The sequence below is a fragment of the Pseudomonas sp. genome, assembly GCF_028293835.1.
Classification (GTDB): Bacteria; Pseudomonadota; Gammaproteobacteria; order Pseudomonadales; family Pseudomonadaceae; genus Aquipseudomonas.
In genome coordinates, this window is the sequence record NZ_JAQGNX010000001.1 from 38629 (window position 1) to 55933 (window position 17305).

General features: G+C 58.5%; 17 protein-coding genes. 5 read left to right on the forward strand and 12 right to left on the reverse strand.

Translation table 11 applies throughout. From position 1 onward, the window contains the following. Position 1 precedes the first annotated feature (1 nt). Positions 2 to 901, reverse strand: a complete 900-nt coding sequence (locus JWR17_RS00175) for a LysR family transcriptional regulator (RefSeq protein WP_299827134.1) — start codon at positions 899 to 901, stop codon at positions 2 to 4. Between the two features lie 172 nt (positions 902 to 1073). Here JWR17_RS00175 and speB point away from each other — a divergent pair, with 172 nt between their 5' ends. From speB to JWR17_RS00190, 3 genes are all read left to right on the forward strand, one after another. Next, the gene (gene speB, locus JWR17_RS00180; RefSeq protein ID WP_299827136.1) at positions 1074 to 2024 is read left to right on the forward strand and encodes an agmatinase; all 951 of its coding nucleotides are present in this window, start codon (positions 1074 to 1076) and stop codon (positions 2022 to 2024) included. 125 nt (positions 2025 to 2149) lie between these two features. Beyond that, on the forward strand, positions 2150 to 3529 hold the full coding sequence (locus JWR17_RS00185) for a sodium:solute symporter (RefSeq protein WP_299827138.1): 1380 nt from the start codon (positions 2150 to 2152) through the stop codon (positions 3527 to 3529). 249 nt (positions 3530 to 3778) lie between these two features. Next, on the forward strand, positions 3779 to 4039 hold the full coding sequence (locus JWR17_RS00190) for a hypothetical protein (RefSeq protein WP_299827140.1): 261 nt from the start codon (positions 3779 to 3781) through the stop codon (positions 4037 to 4039). Between the two features lie 10 nt (positions 4040 to 4049). On the opposite strand, the gene JWR17_RS00195 is transcribed toward JWR17_RS00190, so the two are convergent. Both JWR17_RS00195 and rmuC read right to left on the reverse strand, forming a co-directional pair. Beyond that, positions 4050 to 4172, reverse strand: coding sequence for a PA1414 family protein (locus JWR17_RS00195; protein ID WP_264759385.1), 123 nt, complete (start codon positions 4170 to 4172; stop codon positions 4050 to 4052). A gap of 311 nt (positions 4173 to 4483) precedes the next feature. Continuing rightward, positions 4484 to 5848 (reverse strand): DNA recombination protein RmuC, encoded by a 1365-nt coding sequence (rmuC, locus tag JWR17_RS00200; protein WP_299827183.1) that lies wholly within the window; start codon positions 5846 to 5848, stop codon positions 4484 to 4486. A gap of 1002 nt (positions 5849 to 6850) precedes the next feature. Here rmuC and JWR17_RS00205 point away from each other — a divergent pair. Next, positions 6851 to 7075, forward strand: a complete 225-nt coding sequence (locus tag JWR17_RS00205; RefSeq protein ID WP_299827144.1) for a hypothetical protein — start codon at positions 6851 to 6853, stop codon at positions 7073 to 7075. Positions 7076 to 7554: 479 nt separating this feature from the next. Continuing rightward, positions 7555 to 8820 (forward strand): outer membrane protein transport protein, encoded by a 1266-nt coding sequence (locus JWR17_RS00210; protein WP_299827145.1) that lies wholly within the window; start codon positions 7555 to 7557, stop codon positions 8818 to 8820. Positions 8821 to 9084: 264 nt separating this feature from the next. Here JWR17_RS00210 and JWR17_RS00215 read toward each other — a convergent pair whose 3' ends face one another. The 9 genes from JWR17_RS00215 to JWR17_RS00255 are packed head-to-tail and all read right to left on the reverse strand — an operon-like array spanning position 9085 to position 17295. Then, the gene (locus JWR17_RS00215) at positions 9085 to 9828 is read right to left on the reverse strand and encodes an adenosylcobinamide-GDP ribazoletransferase (protein ID WP_299827146.1); all 744 of its coding nucleotides are present in this window, start codon (positions 9826 to 9828) and stop codon (positions 9085 to 9087) included. After that, positions 9825 to 10394, reverse strand: coding sequence for an alpha-ribazole phosphatase family protein (gene cobC / locus JWR17_RS00220; RefSeq protein ID WP_299827147.1), 570 nt, complete (start codon positions 10392 to 10394; stop codon positions 9825 to 9827). Before cobC ends, JWR17_RS00215 begins: the two co-directional genes overlap by 4 nt. Beyond that, a complete protein-coding gene (gene cobT, locus JWR17_RS00225) occupies positions 10391 to 11443 on the reverse strand; it encodes a nicotinate-nucleotide--dimethylbenzimidazole phosphoribosyltransferase (RefSeq protein WP_299827148.1) in 1053 nt (350 codons plus the stop codon). The genes cobC and cobT overlap by 4 nt, the downstream gene beginning before the upstream one ends. After that, a complete protein-coding gene (gene cobU, locus JWR17_RS00230; RefSeq protein WP_299827149.1) occupies positions 11440 to 11961 on the reverse strand; it encodes a bifunctional adenosylcobinamide kinase/adenosylcobinamide-phosphate guanylyltransferase in 522 nt (173 codons plus the stop codon). The genes cobT and cobU overlap by 4 nt, the downstream gene beginning before the upstream one ends. Position 11962: 1 nt before the next feature. Further along, complete coding sequence (locus JWR17_RS00235) at positions 11963 to 13438, reverse strand: cobyric acid synthase (RefSeq protein ID WP_299827150.1); 1476 nt, start codon at positions 13436 to 13438, stop codon at positions 11963 to 11965. Next, complete coding sequence (gene cobD / locus JWR17_RS00240; RefSeq protein WP_299827185.1) at positions 13435 to 14442, reverse strand: threonine-phosphate decarboxylase CobD; 1008 nt, start codon at positions 14440 to 14442, stop codon at positions 13435 to 13437. The genes JWR17_RS00235 and cobD overlap by 4 nt, the downstream gene beginning before the upstream one ends. A 5-nt stretch (positions 14443 to 14447) precedes the next feature. Next, positions 14448 to 15356, reverse strand: coding sequence for an adenosylcobinamide-phosphate synthase CbiB (cbiB, locus tag JWR17_RS00245; RefSeq protein ID WP_299827151.1), 909 nt, complete (start codon positions 15354 to 15356; stop codon positions 14448 to 14450). Continuing rightward, the gene (gene bluB, locus JWR17_RS00250; RefSeq protein WP_299827152.1) at positions 15353 to 16003 is read right to left on the reverse strand and encodes a 5,6-dimethylbenzimidazole synthase; all 651 of its coding nucleotides are present in this window, start codon (positions 16001 to 16003) and stop codon (positions 15353 to 15355) included. The genes cbiB and bluB overlap by 4 nt, the downstream gene beginning before the upstream one ends. Next, positions 16000 to 17295 (reverse strand): cobyrinate a,c-diamide synthase, encoded by a 1296-nt coding sequence (locus tag JWR17_RS00255; RefSeq protein ID WP_299827153.1) that lies wholly within the window; start codon positions 17293 to 17295, stop codon positions 16000 to 16002. The genes bluB and JWR17_RS00255 overlap by 4 nt, the downstream gene beginning before the upstream one ends. Positions 17296 to 17305: the final 10 nt, after the last annotated feature.

Below are 17305 nucleotides of genomic sequence, written 5' to 3' on the forward strand. Positions count from 1 at the left end.
CTCAGCTCTGATTCTGGTTGAGCTGGGTTTTCAGCAGATCACGAAACGCCTGGATCAACGGTTCCCGGCTGCGGCCCCGGCGCGCGATCATGGAAAACGGCGCTTGATAGCCGAACGTGGCGGGCAGCAACACCCGTAAATGGCCGGAGTCGGTCCAAGCCTGGGCGTAATGCTCGGGCAGATAACCGATGTAGGCCCCCGACAGCACCAATATAAGCTGCGCTTCCATACTTTCTACCGTGGCGGCGCTGTGCTTGAAACCGTGTCGTGCCAGTTCGGCTTGACTCCAATAACCGCGCCCGACCATACGTTGCTGGGCAATCACCGGCTCGGGGATGCGACGCTCAGCGAACAATGGGTGCCGGTTACTGCAATACAGCCAGTGTTGTTCGCGGTACAGCGGTTGATACACCAAACCGCTCATGCGCGTGGAAAAAGCACCGATGGCCAGGTCGAGACGGTTGTCCTGCACGCCGAGTTGTAATTCATAGGGACTCATGACCGACAAGTGCAAATGCACCGCGGGATGATCCTGGCTGTAGGCGCCAATAGCTTCGGCAAAGGGCAACGCCCGGTCACTGACCGTGGAATCGATAACGCCTAAATTCAGAGTCCCTCGCAGCTCGCCTTTAAGTGCTGCGGCGTATTGCTCGAACCCTTCCAACTCGCCCAACAGGCGTAGGGTTTCCTGATGGAATAGCTCGCCTTTGCTGGTCAGACTGAACCCGCCGCGCCCACGGTGGCACAACACCAACCCCAAGGCCGCTTCGAGCTGACTCATGTAGGTGCTGATGGCTGAGGTCGACAGGTTGAGTTCCTGCTGAGCGCTGGCAAACCCCTGATGGCGCACCACACTGGCGAATATCCGCAGGAGTTTCAGGTCGGGTAAAGTGCTGGCCATTAAAAATCCGTGAATGTCATTGGATGCCAATCTGCAGGAGATCGGCGCAGAACGGCGTTCAGTCTAGCGTTAGTTCAGAATTCTCTGAACTAAGTATTTCGCCTCAGCGATTCCTTCCACGGGTTGCGCTTTGCAGAATCCGCTCATACCACAACGACAATGAGGCTATCCCGTGGAAAAGATTTTTCACCAACCACTGGGCGGCAATGAAATGCCGCGCTTCGCCGGCATTGCCACCATGATGCGTTTGCCGCACCTGCAATCGGCCGCTGGGCTGGATGCTGCTTTCGTTGGCGTGCCGCTGGACATCGGTACCTCGCTACGCCCCGGCACGCGCTTCGGGCCACGTGAAATTCGTGCCGAGTCGGTGATGATTCGCCCGTACAACATGGCCACCGGCGCCGCCCCGTTTGACTCGTTGTCCGTGGCCGATATTGGTGACGTGGCGATCAACACGTTCAACTTGCTGGATGCCGTACGCATTATCGAAGAGTCCTACGATCAGATTCTCGAACACGATGTCATTCCGCTGACCCTGGGTGGCGACCACACCATCACCCTGCCGATCCTGCGTGCGATTCACAAAAAGCATGGCAAGGTCGGACTGGTGCACATCGACGCTCACGCCGACGTCAACGACCACATGTTCGGCGAGAAAATCGCCCACGGCACCACCTTCCGCCGCGCGGTTGAAGAAGGCTTGCTGGATTGCGACCGGGTGGTTCAGATCGGTCTGCGTGCCCAAGGCTATACCGCTGAAGATTTCAACTGGAGCCGCAAACAAGGCTTCCGTGTGGTTCAGGCCGAGGAGTGCTGGCATAAGTCGCTGTCGCAACTAATGGAAGAAGTCCGCGAGAAAGTCGGCGGCGGTCCGGTGTACCTGAGCTTCGACATCGACGGCATCGACCCCGCGTGGGCGCCCGGTACGGGCACACCTGAAATTGGCGGCTTGACCACGATTCAGGCCATCGAGATCATCCGCGGGTGCCAAGGCCTCGAATTGGTTGGCTGCGACCTGGTAGAGGTCTCGCCGCCGTACGACACCACCGGCAACACCTCGTTGCTGGGCGCTAACCTGCTGTACGAAATGCTCTGCGTGCTGCCGGGCGTTACACACCGCTAAAGTAATACCCCGCTAAAACTGTTGAACCCACCCGACCGCATTGTTTGCCGTCGGGTGTGGCTGATAAACGACTGCGTTCGACAGTCGACGAACATTATAAAAACAATGATTGGAGACACCCTGCCATGGCTTTAGATATTTTCGTTGTCCTCATTTATGCCGCCGGCATGCTGGTACTCGGCTGGTACGGCATGCGCAAGGCTAAAACCCACGAAGACTACCTGGTTGCCGGCCGTAACCTCGGCCCAACCCTGTACATGGGCACCATGGCCGCGACGGTACTCGGCGGTGCATCCACCGTCGGCACCGTCCGTTTGGGTTATGTTCACGGCATTTCAGGATTTTGGCTGTGCGCAGCCTTGGGTCTAGGCATCATTGCCTTGAACCTGTTTCTGGCTAAGCCCCTGCTCAAGCTGCGCATTTTCACTGTCACTCAGGTGCTGGAAAAGCGCTACAACCCCATGGCCCGCCAGGCCAGTGCCGTGATTATGTTGGCCTACGCCCTGATGATTGGCGTGACCTCGATTCTCGCCATCGGCACGGTAATGCAAGTGCTGTTCGGCTTGCCGTTCTGGCTGTCAGTGTTGCTGGGCGGTGGCGTGGTAGTGGTGTATTCGGCGATTGGCGGAATGTGGTCGCTGACCCTGACCGATATCGTCCAGTTTGTGATCAAAACCGTAGGCCTGATGTTTATCTTGCTGCCTATCTGCCTATACCGCGTCGGTGGTTGGGATCAATTGGTGGCCAAGCTGCCAGCGTCGAGTTTCAGCTGGACCACCATCGGCTGGGACACGATCATCACCTACTTCCTGATCTACTTCTTCGGCATTTTGATTGGCCAGGACATCTGGCAACGGGTGTTCACCGCCCGGACGGATAAAGTTGCCAAATACGCGGGTTCTGTTGCCGGTGTGTATTGCATTTTCTATGGCCTGGCCTGCGCGCTGATTGGCATGGCGGCCCATGTGCTGCTGCCCGATCTGGACAACGTCAACAACGCCTTCGCCGCCATCGTCAAAGTGTCATTGCCCGACGGCCTGCGCGGCTTAGTGATCGCGGCGGCATTGGCGGCCATGATGTCCACGGCCAGCGCTGGCCTGCTTGCGGCATCAACCACCCTCACCGAGGACCTGTTGCCGCGCCTGCGTGGCGGCAAACAATCAAGCCTGGGCATCAACCGACTGTTCACAGCGCTAACCGGCCTGGTGGTACTCGCCATCGCGTTGGTAGTGCACGACGTCATCAGCGCGCTCACCCTGGCGTACAACCTGCTGGTGGGCGGCATGTTGGTCCCGCTGATCGGGGCCATCTACTGGAAAAAAGCCACTACCGCAGGCGCGATCAGCAGCATGGTGCTGGGCTTCCTGACTGCGCTGGCGTTCATGCTCAAAGACGGCTTCGATGCTAATACGCCGATCTACTACAGCTTGTCGGTGGGTTTGATCAGCTTCGTAGTGATCAGCCTGTTATCGCCGCGGCCTGTGGTCATTGCACAGACGGTTTGATCGCAACCTGTGGACTGAGTTTATTGGGGAAGCGAGTGGCGCGGTTTGTCTGACGGACCGCGTTGCTGCCTTCGCGAACACGTTCGCTCCCACCGGGATCTGCGTCACGCCGGGTATACCGCGAACAAGTTAGCTACAGAGTATTTCTGGACCCACGCCTGATCACAGAGTGAGCTAGCCTTACCGAACAGAGCCTCGGTTCCTTGAGTACGGGGTTCATTTTCTGTCAGTGACAGAAGCAGGCGTTTCATGGAGCGGCTCGACGTTCAACAACGACTCTACAACACCTTGGGAGTCATGCTGATAGACAAAGCTGAGATTAAGGAAGATGCAACGCTCAGAGATTTAGCGCTGGATGATTTGGAGATCGAGGCATTGCTCGATCAACTGGAGTTCGAATTCGATATTGTCTTTCCAATTCGCATCAGAAAACGCATTTACAAAGCGCCCGAACACCTGACGCTGCAAATTCTGGTTGACGTTATTCTGGTGCTGATTGAAAACGACTGAGTACCACGACTTACCGGCGTGGGCGCCGACGCTCGTCGTCAGTACGAACCGGGATAGGCTGCAGCTTCGGCCGTTCGATCAGGCCCAGAGCAACGCCGAGGTCATGGAGCCATTCTTGCAATTTACTATTCATAACGCCCCCCTTCAGGGAAATACTCCGCGACTGACATCCGCCTTGTCGCGTCCTACTAATCATAGTGCGATGTCGTACTTTACGCCTGCTTCCGAATGTCGCGGGAAGAATTTGTGACATTAAGTCTCAACACACCATCCGCTCGTCGACTGAAACCATCTGCTCGTCCGTAAAACATTAAATAGCTGTTAACGATTAAACGTTCAATCAGACTTTAGCCGTGACATGGCGGCACATATCAATAGACCTACCCGTTGCGCTCATGCCTACAAACCAAGCGACCGACGGTCATCTGCCCTGGATATTCGGGTCTACTCCGGCAGCTGCAACACGCCATCGTCGTCAGTCATGGCCCTTTCAAGCAGGTCCGCTGGCAGGTTCTTGCTGGCTCGGGCGCCGAGCAGCTTCAATTGTTCGCTACGGCTGACCAGATTACCGCGACCTTCAGTCAATTTGTTACGAGCCGCGCCATACGCTTTATCGAGTTGCTGCAGCCGATTGCCGACTTCATCGAGGTCTTGGATGAACAGCACAAACTTGTCGTACAGCCAGCCCGCACGTTCGGCGATTTCCCGCGCATTCTGACTTTGCCGCTCTTGCTTCCACAAGCTGTCGATCACCCGCAACGTTGCCAATAACGTCGTCGGGCTTACGATCACGATATTGCGGTCGAAGGCCTCTTGGAAAAGATTGGGCTCCGCTTGCAACGCTGCCGAAAACGCCGCTTCGATAGGCACGAACAGCAAGACAAAATCCAGACTGTGCAGACCTTCGAGACGCTTATAGTCTTTACCGGACAGGCCTTTGACGTGATTGCGCAACGACAGCACGTGTTGCTTCAGTGCGGCCTGGCCAATGACATCATCGTCGGCAGACACGTATTGCTGGTAAGCGGTCAGGCTGACCTTGGCGTCGACTACGACTTGTTTATTGCCGGGCAGCATGATTAACACGTCTGGCTGGAAACGTTCGCCATCCGGCCCTTTCAGACTCACCTGGGTCTGATATTCGCGGCCCTTTTCCAGGCCCGCGTGCTCCAGCACCCGCTCCAGGATCAGTTCGCCCCAGTTGCCCTGAGTCTTCTGCCCCTTAAGCGCACGGGTGAGGTTGGTGGCCTCGTCACTGAGGCGCTGGTTCAGCTGTTGCAGACGCTCCAGTTCTTTACTCAGCGAGAACCGTTCCCGAGCTTCCTGCTGGTAACTTTCTTCCACACGCTTTTCAAACGATTGAATGCGCTCTTTCAACGGATCGAGCAGTTGGCCAAGCTGTTGCTGGCTGGTTTCAGCGAAACGTTGCTCCCGTTCGTCGAAAATTTTACCGGCCAATTCGGCAAACTGGGCACGCAGTTCATCCCGGGAACCCTGGAGGTCGCTCAGGCGCTGCTGATGGCTTTCTTGCTGCTCACGAAGCGCTGCGCCCAATGACGCGCAATGCGCATCCAGGTGACGCAACTCAGCTTCTTTACTGGTTCGTTCCTGAGTCCACAGCTGAGCAGCGTCGTGGGCGCTGCCACGTTCTTGCTGTAATAACTCAACCTCACGACGCGCTGCCGCAAGGTCAGCTTGCTTAGCTGCATTAGCGTGGCTCAAGTCGCTGATCTCATCGCGGCTCGCATCAAGCTGGGCGTTGAGCCCGTGTTGGGCCATTTGTGCGGTGCTCAGCCGTTCGTCGAGCAATGCGGCATCGGCCCGTTCTAACGCGAGCCGCCGCTGCAGTTGCCAAGCCAGTGCCAGCAATGGCAATGCCGCCACAGCCAAGCCAAGCAACAGGCTGGTCAGGTCCAATGCCATAAAAAACTCCAGGTCCAGCGTCAAATTCGGCGTGGATTTTGCCACCGCCAAGAAAAAAAACCCAGCACCCGCGGACTAGAGCAAGCGCTCGGGACAATCCACAGAAGCTGTGGATAACTCAGTGGACAACCCGCCTTGAACCCTCGCAAAGGCCGATGGAATGGGGCCTGCGTTCAAACTGACGATTTTTTCACCAGTGAAAAAAAACGATGTTTTTCATTGACTTAATAATTCGTGCCAAAACAACAAACGTTCTGCCGAGGTGATAACCGGTGCATGGCAGGTTGCTGCCAACGTGTGTACAAGTCCACACCAACGGCTATAACGCGACCGATTTAAAGTGCATAACCCGTTCTTGCAAGCCCTCAAGCGTCGCACCATCAGGCACACGGTTCATCCCGCGGAAAATGTTTTGCACCCACGGCTTCCCTTGTGCGTCCTATTCGGTTAATATTGCCGCCGTTAGTACCAAGCTGAAAGTCAATTCTGGTCGAACAAATCCCCTCGGCACCCACGTTTAACACGTGAAATGTTGTCGACAACAAGGGATCGACCACCTCGATGGTTTCCAGACATAAACTCGATACACTGCCTTCCTCATTAACAGGAAGGGTGTTAGCAGCTCTGATGCCCTGATAGAACCAGCCTGCAAATTGATCAGGATCTCCACCTCTGGCGTCGAACCTTTGCCATTGTTGTGCCGCCTGCCCTCCTAAGTACCTACCGGTCAGCCCGAGCGCCATACGATTAAGCGCGCTTCAACTGTCTGCTTTGTTCCAGTCAGGTTACTCGCCCAGCCACGTTGCATTTGAAGCACGGGCCCGCGTTAACTGGAACGTTTTATTTTTGCACGGTCTTATACCGTGTCGCTTTAGGAAACACCCAACCATGAATAATCATATCCAGACCCAGGACGCCATCCGCACCCTGACTAACGCTTTTGCTCCGATGAACTGCCTGATCATGGCCGCTCGTAAAGGCTGCTTCAGCTTCACCATCGTCAACGAACACGGCATCGCGCGTCACAGCGAACGTCTTTACCCCGATCAGTATTCCAGCGCCGAACCGCTGCAAATGGTGATCGACCGCACACGTCAGGCACTGGTTGCCTGAAGGTGCTGACGCCCTTCACTTGCTGAAGCGCTCATATATCAAGCCTCGCCTCGCAGCGGGGCTTTTTATTGCCCCGGATTTGCCTTAACCGATGGTCGACGTCTGCCAAGCGCAAGCACAAATATTTCAGAAACAGTCCTTTACGCTCGTAATTTGACACTACACTTCAACTCAAGCGACCTTGGTCGCTTCCGGCGGGCTCTAGTCGATTCACTGCTGCCAAGCGTCAGAGCCTCGTCGGCCATCTACCTGTTTACAAATTGATAAAGCTGCGCAACTTCACGACGTCTTGGCAAAACTGTGTAACTACCCATTAACAGCGCGTTTGGAACCTTCACTGATTGCACGGATTTACTGGAGATCGATGCCGTTTGGAAAGATTGTCCTACAAGATGGCTCTATTCCGGGCAATTCAGGCTATAGCGCAACGGCGAAAATGTTGGTAATTTCCGCCCGGTGATCAACAAGGAGTTCTAATAATGAAAAAAGTAATGCTCAAGACCACACTTAGCCTCGCTGTAGGCCTTATCTCTACCCAGCTCTTCGCGAGCGGTTTTGCACTTAACGAACAAAGCGTAAGTGGGATGGGCACCGGCTACGCAGGCCGCTCCTCTTCCGCCGATGACGCGAGCACCGTTGTCGGTAACCCGGCCGGCATGTCGAAAATCAAACGCGAACAAATCAGCCTGGGTGCGGTTGCTATCGATGCCAGCACCGACATCAAACATACAAGCGGCCAACCAGGCAGCACCAACGACGGCGACATGGTTCCGCTGACCGTTGTTCCTTTTGGCTACTACGTCAAACCAATCGACGAGCATTGGGCAGTGGGTCTGGGTGTCTATGCGCCGTTCGGTCTGGTGACCGACTATGAAAAAAGCTTCCAGGGACGTTACTACGGTGACAAGAGCAACGTCTCGGTCCTCACGGTTCAACCGACCATCAGCTATGCGTTTAACGACTACGTGTCGATCGGTGCAGGTCCCACCTTCAACCACATCAAAGGTGAGTTGACCTCGGCCATTCAGGTGAACCCTGCTGGCACCAACGACAGCAAAGCGCGCATCAACGGTGAAGACAACGCATGGGGTTACAACGTCGGCATCCTCGTCACGCCGACTGCCACTACCAATTTGGGCGTGACCTATCACTCCAAAGTGAGCTTCGCCCTGGAAGGTAACACCAAGTACGCTGGCGCGAATTTCGGCCCTAACGGCCTTAAGTTTGACGGCGGTCTGGACCTTACTACACCAGAGTCGGTTGACTTCTCCATCACCCAGAAGCTTAACCAGGACTGGACCGTATACGCCGGCAGCACGTGGACCCGTTGGAGCCGCCTCAAAGACATCACCGTCAACAACGAAGGCGTTCCAGCGCTCCTTGGCGGCAACAGCGGTCCCCTGGGGACGATTTCCGAGCAGGAAAACTGGCATGACACCTGGGCGCAAGCCATCGGCGCCGCTTACCAGTTGAACAAAGAAGTCGTGTTACGCGCCGGTTTCTCGGTTGACCAATCGCCTACCAACAACGTTGATCGTTCGGTACGGATTCCAACCGGCGACCGCCGCATCTTCAGCCTGGGTGCTGGCTGGAGCCCTACCGACGACATCACTATCGACGTTGCTTATTCTTACTTGAAAGAAGAAAGCGTGTCGGTCAACGACACAGGTAAAGGCGCGCCGTATAGCGCCACCTACCACAACAGCGCCAACGGCTTCGGTTCGTCTCTGACCTACCGCTTCTGACGCGCCCATTCGCGGCAGGCTGAAAGGTCTGCATCGCGAATACTAAAAAGCCCGACCGCCAGCAGTGGCAGTCGGGCTTTTTCATGGCTTTGTTTATCAAAGGCTAACGCTTGGACGCGATGACTTTCTCGACAGCCGCGATCATCGCCGGGTCGTCCGGCTTGGTGGGGTGCCGGTCGCCCGCGACCCCGGCCTATCGCAGCAACCACAAAGGCCGGATATACACTCCAAACCCAGCGCCAACACAAAACCCTCGCCAACACGTTAGTTCCTACAGATTGCCAACACCACCAACACCCCCATTTCCAACAACTCCAACATTGCCCCGGCCGTATCCCCCGTACTCCCCCCCAGCCTGCGAATCATCAAACCCCGCAACCCATAAAAACCAACAACCGCCGTCACCAGCACAACAAGCCCACCAACCCCGGCCACCAACAAACAACCCATCGCACTCACAACCAATACCTGTTTCCCGGCTGTGCGAGGAACATGATCAGCCAATGCCTGTCCCAACCCGCCAGCCCGCACGTAAGGGGTACTCAAGAACAAACCGAGCATGGCGCTGCGACCGATCACTGGGGCCAGTAACAAACCGATGGTGTGATGGCTTTCAATCAACGCCAGCACTGCACAGAATTTGAGTAACAACACCAGCACCAGGGTAACCACCGCAATCGGCCCGCTGCGAGGGTCTTTCATGATGCTCAATGTGCGTTCGCGATCACCGAATCCACCCAGCCAGGCGTCAGCGCTGTCGGCCAGGCCGTCGAGGTGCAGGCCGCCGCTGAGCAACACCCAAACGGTCAACAGCAACGCCGCGTGCAGCAACGACGGCGCGTTGGCCAACAGCGTATTCAGGCCCAACAGCAGCAACCCAAACAGCCCGCCCACCAGCGGATAAAACAATAACGAGCGACCCAATTCGTCTGGTTTCGGCATCCCCGGCAAACGAACAGGCAGGCTGCTGAGAAATTGTAGGGCGATCCACAGCGGCAATAACTTCATTCGCTCAGCACACCGTTGGCATCGATCTGAATCGACAACAGCGCGCCGTGCCCAACGTCGACTTGTAACAACTGCTCACGGGGCAGCCCTCGCGCCTGAGCCAATAACAAGCGCATGACGCCGCCATGACAGACCAGCAATACCCGTTCGCCGACGTATGTCTGTTGTAAGCGCAACGCGGCCCCGAGTACCCGCGCTGAAAACACCGGCAATGGCTCACCCTGGGGTGGGGTAAAGGCATACGGATCCGCCCAAAACAAACCCAGACCCTCGGCGTCGGTTTCCATCAATTGCGCTGCGCTTCGCCCTTCCCACTCGCCGAAGTGCAGTTCTTGCATGTCAGGCTCCAACTGCACCAGCAGCCCTAGCTTCTCAGCCAATTCTTCGGCAAAGCGCGCGCAGCGTTGCAGCGGCGAGCTGATGATGCGGCTCCATGGCCCGGCACCGACCACTGCCGCCCGCATCTGCATCCAACCGACATCCGTCAGTGCGTCATCCAGGCTGCCGCGCAAACCGCCACCCAGTTCGGTTTCGCCATGGCGCAGCAGGTCGAGGCGTAGGGTCATGCCGGGCGGTCCGCCACGGCAGCTTCGGCGAAGGTCGCCATGCCGTTGTGCAGCTCGCAGGCCAGACGCAGCAAAGGCACGGCCAGTGCCGCGCCGCTACCCTCGCCCAAGCGTAAACCGAGGTCGAGCAATGGCTCGGCTTGTAACACTTCCAGCAAATGACGATGGCCCGGCTCCGCACCGCGATGGGCAAACAACAGCCAATCGCGGCACGACGGGTTCAAGCGCACCGCGACCAACGCCGCAACGCTACAGATAAAGCCATCGACCAACACCGCGACGCCTTCTTGGGCACAAGCCAGATAAGCTCCCACCAACGCAGCAATTTCAAAGCCGCCCAAACAAAACAGACCACGCAGCGGATCGCTTGCGTGTTCGGCGTGCAAGGCCAGCGCACGTTCGATGACCAGTGCTTTATGAGTGACGCCCGCCACGTTCAGACCCGTACCTGGCCCAACCAATAAACTCACTGGGCTTTCCAACAGCAGGCATGCCAAAGCACTGGCGGCGGTGGTATTGCCAATGCCCATTTCGCCGCCGATGAACAGTTCTGCCCCCGACGCCACTGCGCGCAGGACACTGTCGCGCCCCGCCTCCAAGGCCAGTAAGCCTTGGGCGTCTGTCATGGCCGGGGCTTCGACGAAGTTCGCGGTGCCCGCCCCCAGGTTGAGGTGGCGAACGCCTGGCAGGTTCAATGGCGAAACAGTGCCCAAGTCGACCACTTCCAGTTGTGCCGGCAGTTGCCGAGCCAGCACGCTAATAGCGGCGCCACCGGTGACAAAGTTGTGCAGCATTTGTCCGGTCACGGCTTGGGGAAACGCAGAAACGCCTTCAGCCACCACCCCATGATCGCCGGCGAAAATCGCGATCCAGACATTATCGACCGTCGGTTTTGCGCGCCCTTGCAGGCCGGCAAGCTGCACCGCAACGCGTTCCAGTTGCCCAAGGGAGCCAGCCGGTTTAGTCAGTTGTTGCTGACGGGCCAAGGCTTCTTCACGGGCCGGAACGTCCATCGCCTGTGCAGGCATGAGCCACCAGGAATTACTCATAATGCGGGTCCTTTCAACGTCAGCGGCAAGCCAGCAACAGTCAACACCACACGCTGGCAACGTTCCGCCAGGGCTTGGTGCAGCCAGCCGGCTTCGTCGACATAACGGCGGGTCAGTTCGCCGAGGGGCACGACGCCCAACCCGGTTTCGTTGCTGACAAAAATGATTTCGCCCGGCAGATCCGCCAGGCAGCTCAACAGCGCCTCGCGTTCGCTGGCCAGGCGTTCGGAATCTTCCAGCATCAACAGATTAGTCAGCCACAACGTCAGGCAATCCACCAATAAACAACGATCGCCGCGCCCCTGTTCGCGCAGTACCCGCGCCAGCTCGATGGGTTCTTCGATCAAGCCCCACTGCTGGGGGCGGCGCTGGCGGTGCAGGGCCACGCGCTGATTCATTTCGCCGTCCAATGGCTGACTGGTAGCGATATAAATAACGTCGAGCGCGCTTTGAGCCGCCAGCCGTTCGGCCAACGCGCTCTTGCCGGAACGCGCCCCGCCGAGGATCAGTTGCAGCATGTCAATTGACCTCCGCGGACGAAGCATCCAAACCACAGAGCTGGCGTAATAGCGCGCCATCCAGATGATTCTCCACCAAGTCCGCCAAGCGCTCGATGTCGCGTTCGCGCAAGGCGTGGTAATCCACGTCCTGCACGTCCTGTAACCCGGCCCAGCGCAGCAAAGCGCTACAGGCTTGCGGCGATTCAAACAGGCCGTGCAGATAGGTGCCGATAATCTGCCCGTCGGTACTTTGCACACCGTCACAGCGGCCATCGTCCAAGCGCACCGCCGGGGTATCCAAGGCCGTTCCCTGGGTGACCCCCGCGTGAATTTCGTAACCGCTGACGAGGGCATCTTCCAGCAGCAGTCGGCCTCGCACGTTACGCAGTTGCTTTTCTGCCTCCAGCACCGTGCTGATGTCCAGCAAGGCAAAACCAGCGCTGGACCCAGGCCCCCCTTCCAGCCCCAGGGGATCATGGATGTGCTGGCCGAGCATCTGCAAGCCGCCGCAAACGCCAATCACTTTGCCGCCATAGCGCAGATGACGGGCAATGGCGGTGTCCCAGCCGTTGGCGCGCAGATAGCCCAGGTCGCTGCGCACGCTTTTCGAGCCAGGCAAGATGATCAGGTCGGCGGCCGGAATCCCCTGGCCGGGACCGATGAATTGCAGATTAACCTGAGGGTGCAAGCGCAACGGATCGAAGTCCGTGTGGTTGCTGATGCGCGGCAACACCGGCACCACCACATTTAACACCTGCTCGACCTTCTCGGTTTGGCGCTGATCAAGCCCGTCTTCGGCCTCAAGGTGCAAGTCCATCACGTAGGGCAGTACGCCGATCACTGGTTTGCCGGTGCGCGCTTCGAGCCAGTCGAGGCCCGGCTGCAGCAGGGCGATGTCGCCGCGAAAACGGTTGATGATAAAGCCTTTGACCCGCGCCTGTTCGCTGGGGGACAGCAATTCCAGGGTGCCCACCAAATGCGCAAAAACCCCGCCGCGATTGATGTCGGCGATCAACAGCACCGGGCAATCCACCGCCTCGGCGAAGCCCATGTTGGCGATGTCACCGGCGCGCAAATTGATTTCGGCCGGGGAGCCCGCCCCTTCCACCATCACCACCGGGTACGTTGCGCTCAAGCGTAGGTGGGAGGCCAATACTGCCTGCATCGCTATTTCTTTATAGCGGTGATAGGCCACCGCGTTCATGGTCGTGACGGCCCGCCCGTGAATGATCACTTGCGCGCCGGTGTCACTGTTGGGCTTGAGCAGCACCGGATTCATGTCGGTGTGGGGCTCCAGTCCGGCGGCTTGCGCCTGCACCGCCTGAGCACGGCCTATCTCGCCACCGTCGGCGGTCACCGCGCTGTTAAGCGCCATATTTTGCGGCTTGAATGGCACCACACTGACACCTTGGCGGGTCAGCCAGCGGCACAACGCTGTCACCAGGGTACTTTTGCCGGCATCGGAGGTGGTGCCCTGCACCATCAACGTGGTCATGGGGTTTCCCTGTCGTATTCGCTGAGTACCTGTTCCAGCCGTTGCCAGCAGAGTTCATCCGCTGGCAATCCAAAGCGCACGCTGTCGTTATGCGGACGATCCCGGCTGACAAACAAACGCAACAGAACCCCCCGACGGGCGCAGAATTCGTGCAGCGCAACGGCGTGCGGGGTGCTGAGCCATTGAAACAATGCGCAGCCACCCTGGGGTTTCAGGCCATACCAGGTCAGCATCGCCGCCAGACGGTCACTGGCCTGCTCGGCGCGCAGACGTTGCTGGTGATGGCCAACAACGTCTTTCAGACACGCTTGACCCAACACCCGGGTCGGCCCGCTGACAGCCCAAGGGCCGATGTGCCGCTCCAGCAGTTTAAGCAATTGCGGCTCAGCGAGGACGAAACCCAGGCGCACCCCGGCCAGCCCGAAAAACTTGCCAAACGACCGCAATACGATCAACCCCACTCGCCACGTCTCGGCGCTCAGGCTGAATGGCGGTGTGTTGTCCATGAACGCTTCATCGACCACCAACCAGCCACCGCGCTGGGCCAACCGTGCGTGCCATGCCAGCAAGCGCTCGGGAGGAATATTCAAGCCGGTGGGATTGTTGGGATTGACCACCACCAACACGTTTAGGTTGTCGAGAAAGAACTCAACTTCGTGTTCGAGCACTTCCCGGACCAGAAAACCGTTACTGCGCCAGGCTTCCGCGTGCTCGGCATAGCACGGTGACAGCACCCCCACTTTGCCCGAGCGACGCAATCGCGGCAGCGCCTGAATCGCCGCCTGGGAACCGGGAACTGGCAGCACCTGTGGTGCGCCGTAATATTCACAGGCAGCCTTTTCCAGACCGTCATCGGTTTCCGGCAGACGCGCCCATGCACGGGCCGGGATGTCTGGAACGGGCCATGACCACGGCGCGATGCCACTGGACAGGTCCAGCCAATCTTGCTCGGCGATGCCGTATTTCAACGCCGCTTCCCGCAAGCGGCCGCCATGTTCAAGCATAACGTTCAAACATAAAACTCAGCCCCCACACACACGACCAATAACCATAACCAGACCCCGCGCTGAACCAGTTGCCAGCCACGGTCGATTGAATCGGCATCAGCGGCAGCGCCTTCGCCCAGTTGCGGACGCTGGTGCAGTTCGCCGTGATAAACCGCTGCTCCGCCCAACTCGACGCTTAACGCGCCAGCGCCTGCGGCCATGACCGGGCCAGCGTTGGGACTGTCCCAAAGCGGCGCCTGGTAACGCCAGCAACGCAGCGCCAATCGGGTGTTGCCCAGTAAGGCGTAGGTCAGCGCCACCAGCCGTGCGGGAATGTAATTAAGAACGTCATCGATTTTCGCCGCTGCCCAGCCGAAACGCTGGAAACGTTCGTTACGATAACCCCACATGGCATCCAGGGTATTGCTCAAGCGGTACAGGACCACGCCTGGCACACCGGCGACCACAAACCAGAACAACGCGGCAAATACTGCATCGCTGCCATTTTCCAGAACCGACTCCGTGGCGGCCCGCGCTACTTCGGTGGCATCCAGCTCGGCGGTTTGCCGGCTCACCAGATACGAAACCCGGCGTCGCGCCTGGTCGAGATTTTCAGCGCGTAACGCCTGCGCCACCGGTTCAACGTGCTCGCCAAGGCTGCGCAGGCCCAGCGCGCAATACAGCGCGGCGATATCAACCAGCCAGCCTATATACGGCAGCCAGCTCAAGGCCGTCGCCAATAGCGTCAACGGGATAACAGCGATGAACCACGCCGTCACGCCATGGCTGCGCCAGCCACGTCCCGCCGAATTGAAACGCTGCTCGATGCGGTCCGCAAAACGTCCGAACGCCACCAACGGGTGCGCTCGTTTCGGCTCGCCGAGCAATGCGTCCAGTGCGAACCCGGCGACGCTCAGTAACGCCACGCTCATCGGGTCATTCCCCACTGGTTTTCATACAGCAGCTCACTCAACGGCCGTACTTCGGCCCAACCTTCCAATACCAACATCGGCGCCGGGTAAAACTCGGCCACCGGTCCCAAGCATAAGACCGCCAGAGGCTTGGCCCCGGCTGGCATGCCGAGCAGGTCAGCCAAGGCTTGGGGTTCGAACAGCGACACCCAACCCATGCCGAGCCCTTCAGCGCGCGCGGCCAGCCATAAATTCTGAATTGCGCAGGACAACGATGCCATGTCCATCTCCGGCAAGGTACGGCGACCGAAGATGTGCTTCTCGCGACCGTCCATCAGCGCGGCGACCAGCACCTCCGCACAGTCATTGATGCCTTCGACTTTGAGCTTCATGAAGTCGTCCGAGCGCTCACCCAACGCTTCAGCGGTGCGAATCCGCTCTTCCTCTACCTGGGCCTGAATACGTGCACGCAAATCCCGGTCAGTGATCCGAATAAAACGCCACGGCTGCATCAAGCCAACGCTGGGCGCGTGATGCGCTGCTTCAAGCAAACGAGCAAGCAATTCAGGGGCCACTTCACCGCCTATGAAGTGGCGCATGTCTCGCCGCTCGGCTATCGCCCGATACACCGCGGCACGTTCATCGGGGCTGAAGGCCTGATCATTCATGGTTTGAAAAGCGCCGCAACCGCTTGTGGGTTGGAAGGGAAATAGAAGTGCACATAAGACGCGGTCATGCGCCCGTCACGGTAAACGGCCTCAGCGCCGCGCCCGCCATTGGGGCTGACGCCACGGGCAATGGGCTGTAATTGGGTGCTGGTCAGCGAATGGTGATAGGTATGCCCACGCAGCACACCTTCCGGCAACTCGACGGTTTGCAATGCCAGCGCGGCCAAACGTTTTTGCATCACCGCTTCGCCCGTGAGCAAACCCACCAGTTCAGCCCGTTGGCCATCGACATCGGTCAAGGCATCCAGCAAATAGAGCATGCCGCCACACTCCGCCAACAGCGGTTTACCTGCGGCATAGTGCGCACGAATAGCCGCCAGCATTGGCAAGTTTTGTCCCAGGGTCACGTGGTGCAATTCCGGGTAGCCGCCGGGCAAGTATAGGCTGTCAGCGGGGGGAATCCGGGTGTCGTGGATCGGCGAGAAAAACGCCAGTTCGGCGCCCATGGCCCGCAGCAGGTCCAGGTTAGCGCCATAGATAAAGGCAAAGGCCTCGTCGTGGGCTACGGCAATGCGTACGCCATTCAGTAACGGCTCGGTCGGCGCCTCTTCGGGTACGGAAAATTCAACCGGTGGCGGCAGCGACACTTCACAGGTGCTGCCTAACGCAGCGGCGGCGGCATCGAGTCGGGCGTCCAGATCAGTCAGCTCGCTGGCCTGGACCAGCCCCAAATGACGGCTGGGCAATTCGATCCCGGTGTCCCGGGACAACGCACCGTACCAACGCAGGCCTTCTGTCAGGCTGCCCTCAAGCAATTGCGCATGGCGCACGGTGCCGACGCGATTGGCCAAAACTCCGGCAAACGGCAAATCCGGCTGATAACGGGCCAAGCCCAACGCCAAGGCACCGAAGGTTTGTGCCATGGCCGTGCCGTCAATCACTGCCAACACCGGCACCCCGAAGTGCCGGGCGAGGTCAGCGCTGGAAGGTGTTCCATCGAACAAGCCCATGACGCCTTCGATCAGGATCAGGTCCGCCTCGCCTGCCGCTTCCCATAGCAGGCGACGACTTTCATCGGCGCCTACCATCCATAAGTCCAACTGATAAACCGGCGCACCGCTGGCCCGCTCAAGGATCATCGGGTCGAGAAAATCCGGTCCACATTTGAACACGCGCACGCTGCGACCCTGATTGCGATGCAGACGCGCCAACGCGGCGGTCACCGTGGTTTTGCCCTGGCCAGACGCTGGCGCAGCGATCAATACCGCCGGGCAATGACGCGACGTTCTCATTGATGCGTAC

What these genes read in the sequence shown, in the direction of transcription:
- JWR17_RS00175 (WP_299827134.1), bottom strand. Translation starts at nt 901, where the DNA reads ATGGCCAGCACTTTACCCGACCTGAAACTCCTGCGGATATTCGCCAGT.
- JWR17_RS00185 (WP_299827138.1), top strand. Translation starts at nt 2,150, where the DNA reads ATGGCTTTAGATATTTTCGTTGTCCTCATTTATGCCGCCGGCATGCTG.
- JWR17_RS00190 (WP_299827140.1), top strand. Translation starts at nt 3,779, where the DNA reads ATGGAGCGGCTCGACGTTCAACAACGACTCTACAACACCTTGGGAGTC.
- JWR17_RS00195 (WP_264759385.1), bottom strand. Translation starts at nt 4,172, where the DNA reads ATGAATAGTAAATTGCAAGAATGGCTCCATGACCTCGGCGTTGCTCTG.
- JWR17_RS00205 (WP_299827144.1), top strand. Translation starts at nt 6,851, where the DNA reads ATGAATAATCATATCCAGACCCAGGACGCCATCCGCACCCTGACTAAC.
- JWR17_RS00210 (WP_299827145.1), top strand. Translation starts at nt 7,555, where the DNA reads ATGAAAAAAGTAATGCTCAAGACCACACTTAGCCTCGCTGTAGGCCTT.
- JWR17_RS00215 (WP_299827146.1), bottom strand. Translation starts at nt 9,828, where the DNA reads ATGAAGTTATTGCCGCTGTGGATCGCCCTACAATTTCTCAGCAGCCTG.
- cobC (WP_299827147.1), bottom strand. Translation starts at nt 10,394, where the DNA reads ATGACCCTACGCCTCGACCTGCTGCGCCATGGCGAAACCGAACTGGGT.
- cobT (WP_299827148.1), bottom strand. Translation starts at nt 11,443, where the DNA reads ATGAGTAATTCCTGGTGGCTCATGCCTGCACAGGCGATGGACGTTCCG.
- cobU (WP_299827149.1), bottom strand. Translation starts at nt 11,961, where the DNA reads ATGCTGCAACTGATCCTCGGCGGGGCGCGTTCCGGCAAGAGCGCGTTG.
- JWR17_RS00235 (WP_299827150.1), bottom strand. Translation starts at nt 13,438, where the DNA reads ATGACCACGTTGATGGTGCAGGGCACCACCTCCGATGCCGGCAAAAGT.
- cobD (WP_299827185.1), bottom strand. Translation starts at nt 14,442, where the DNA reads ATGCTTGAACATGGCGGCCGCTTGCGGGAAGCGGCGTTGAAATACGGC.
- cbiB (WP_299827151.1), bottom strand. Translation starts at nt 15,356, where the DNA reads ATGAGCGTGGCGTTACTGAGCGTCGCCGGGTTCGCACTGGACGCATTG.
- bluB (WP_299827152.1), bottom strand. Translation starts at nt 16,003, where the DNA reads ATGAATGATCAGGCCTTCAGCCCCGATGAACGTGCCGCGGTGTATCGG.
- JWR17_RS00255 (WP_299827153.1), bottom strand. Translation starts at nt 17,295, where the DNA reads ATGAGAACGTCGCGTCATTGCCCGGCGGTATTGATCGCTGCGCCAGCG.